General features: G+C 47.2%; 3 protein-coding genes and 1 pseudogene. 2 read left to right on the top strand and 2 right to left on the bottom strand.

Features of this window, described 5'->3' with window-relative positions; translation table 11 throughout:
* Both ACOTZB_RS22860 and ACOTZB_RS22865 read left to right on the top strand, forming a co-directional pair.
* Positions 1-449: phage tail protein (locus ACOTZB_RS22860; RefSeq protein WP_421628571.1), on the top strand; the 449-nt coding region annotated here is incomplete at its 5' end.
* Positions 449-1,048, top strand: coding sequence for a tail fiber assembly protein (locus tag ACOTZB_RS22865; protein WP_421628572.1), 600 nt, complete (start codon positions 449-451; stop codon positions 1,046-1,048). The genes ACOTZB_RS22860 and ACOTZB_RS22865, both read left to right, overlap by 1 nt.
* A gap of 86 nt (positions 1,049-1,134) precedes the next feature.
* Here ACOTZB_RS22865 and ACOTZB_RS22870 read toward each other — a convergent pair whose 3' ends face one another.
* On the bottom strand, positions 1,135-1,329 hold the full coding sequence (locus ACOTZB_RS22870; protein WP_421628573.1) for a hypothetical protein: 195 nt from the start codon (positions 1,327-1,329) through the stop codon (positions 1,135-1,137).
* Positions 1,316-1,668, bottom strand: a pseudogene (locus ACOTZB_RS22875) (phage tail protein); the annotation flags it as partial. The pseudogene ACOTZB_RS22875 and the gene ACOTZB_RS22870, both read right to left, overlap by 14 nt.

Consider the following 1,668-nt stretch of genomic DNA (forward strand, 5'->3'; position numbering starts at 1 on the left):
AAAACCTTGGTTTGGGAGAAGGGGCAGCTCTGCCGGTTGGCGTCCCCGTTCCGTGGCCGTCAGCAACTCCACCGACGGGGTGGCTTAAATGCAACGGAGCGGCGTTCACGGCTTCCCAATATCCGAAGCTTGCGCTTGCTTATCCTGCCCTTAAACTGCCAGACCTTCGCGCTGAGTTTATCCGTGGCTGGGATGATGGCAGAGGAATAGATAGCGGGAGGGGGTTGCTGTCAGCTCAGTTTGGTTCTGGGATTGGGATGTTTGTTGGCGGTTATTCTGATGGAACTGCTTATATTGCAGTGAGTGATTTCGATAGCGTTGTCGACAATAGCCCATCATGGTCACATATTAGTACCGCTGGAATGATTTCTTCAATTACAGGGCAAAGGTCATCATTTGGCGCTCGCCCGCGTAACATCGCATTTAACTACATCGTGAGGGCCGCATAATGGTGATGGCAAAATTAAGTAGTGAACATATCGCCATTATGGCCGGTGAGATCACTGTGTTTAATTATGATGGGGAGACGGGTGAATATCTTTCTTCATCCGTTGAATATTTAGCGGAAGGTGTAGGCATTCCAGCCTTATCATGTATTGATGCGCCTGGAGAATCTAAAGAAGGTTTTACCATTTGTCGCACCTCTGACTTAAGCGCATGGGAGTACCTCGCCGATCATCGCAGTGAAAATGTATACAACACGAAGACAGGTCAACGAGTCACGATTTCCCTGCCGGGTGATTATCCTAAAGATACGACTACAGAAGCCCCTGGTACGCCATATGATAAGTGGAGTGGCAGCGGGTGGATAACCGACGTAAAAGCGAAACATTCTGCGGATGTGGAAAAGGCTGAACAGCAGAAAACCGCATTACTGGCTGAAGCGTCTGCAATTATCGCACCATTGGCAGATGCACAGGTTGGAGGCTACATTGACGATGCAGATATTCCACGTCTGACTGAATGGCAGCGGTACCGTTATAAACTAACTAAGATTGATACCGGCACTGCTCCGAATCTTTACCTTCCACCAAAACCCGAGGTATAGGTCATCCAATATCAGGTGCTTTTGATGTATCAATAATCATCAGCAGCACCTGATATTTTCAGCATTCAGCCAGGAAACGTATTCATTTATTCGTTGCCAGATATATCATGGCTAATTTCCATAAGAGCTGGCTCACCTTTTTCATTGACTTCAAGCCGCATTCCCTCAGGTATTTCCCGCATTGTGAAAAACCAGTTATCTTCAGGGAGCTCTATAGCACTAACAGTATCGTGGAAACCATGAATGACCTCCGTCATCGTGATCGGATTAAATAGGCGCATAGTAAACTCTCCACGAAAAACCATTATTTGATGGGGCACCCGTTGCGGCCATTGTGCAACGAGCTTTGAAACCGATATTTGTTGTTAAAGCATCAATGATCATTGATGAATGAGCAAAGTTGGGCGCTGTGCCAGGATCAGCAGAGAGACGTTCGGCAATGCTGATATAGCGGCTTACACCTGGTAGCGCAATTGGGTAATTAACGGTTGCCAGGACGTTATCAAGGATTACACCATACCCCATAACCTCAATGGCTCCATCCGACCATATTACCCAAGCTCCATTTGCGTTACTTCCTCGACTGGTTACGTATTTAGCTCCTCCCAAACCAAGGTTTT

The organism is Enterobacter cloacae complex sp. SHL020 (genome assembly GCF_049236945.1).
Taxonomy (GTDB): Bacteria; Pseudomonadota; Gammaproteobacteria; order Enterobacterales; family Enterobacteriaceae; genus Enterobacter; species Enterobacter dykesii.

Bases quoted from the DNA above. Each gene is read 5' to 3' on its own strand.
- ACOTZB_RS22865 (WP_421628572.1), top strand. From the start codon at position 449: ATGGTGATGGCAAAATTAAGTAGTGAACATATCGCCATTATGGCCGGT.
- ACOTZB_RS22870 (WP_421628573.1), bottom strand. From the start codon at position 1,329: ATGCGCCTATTTAATCCGATCACGATGACGGAGGTCATTCATGGTTTC.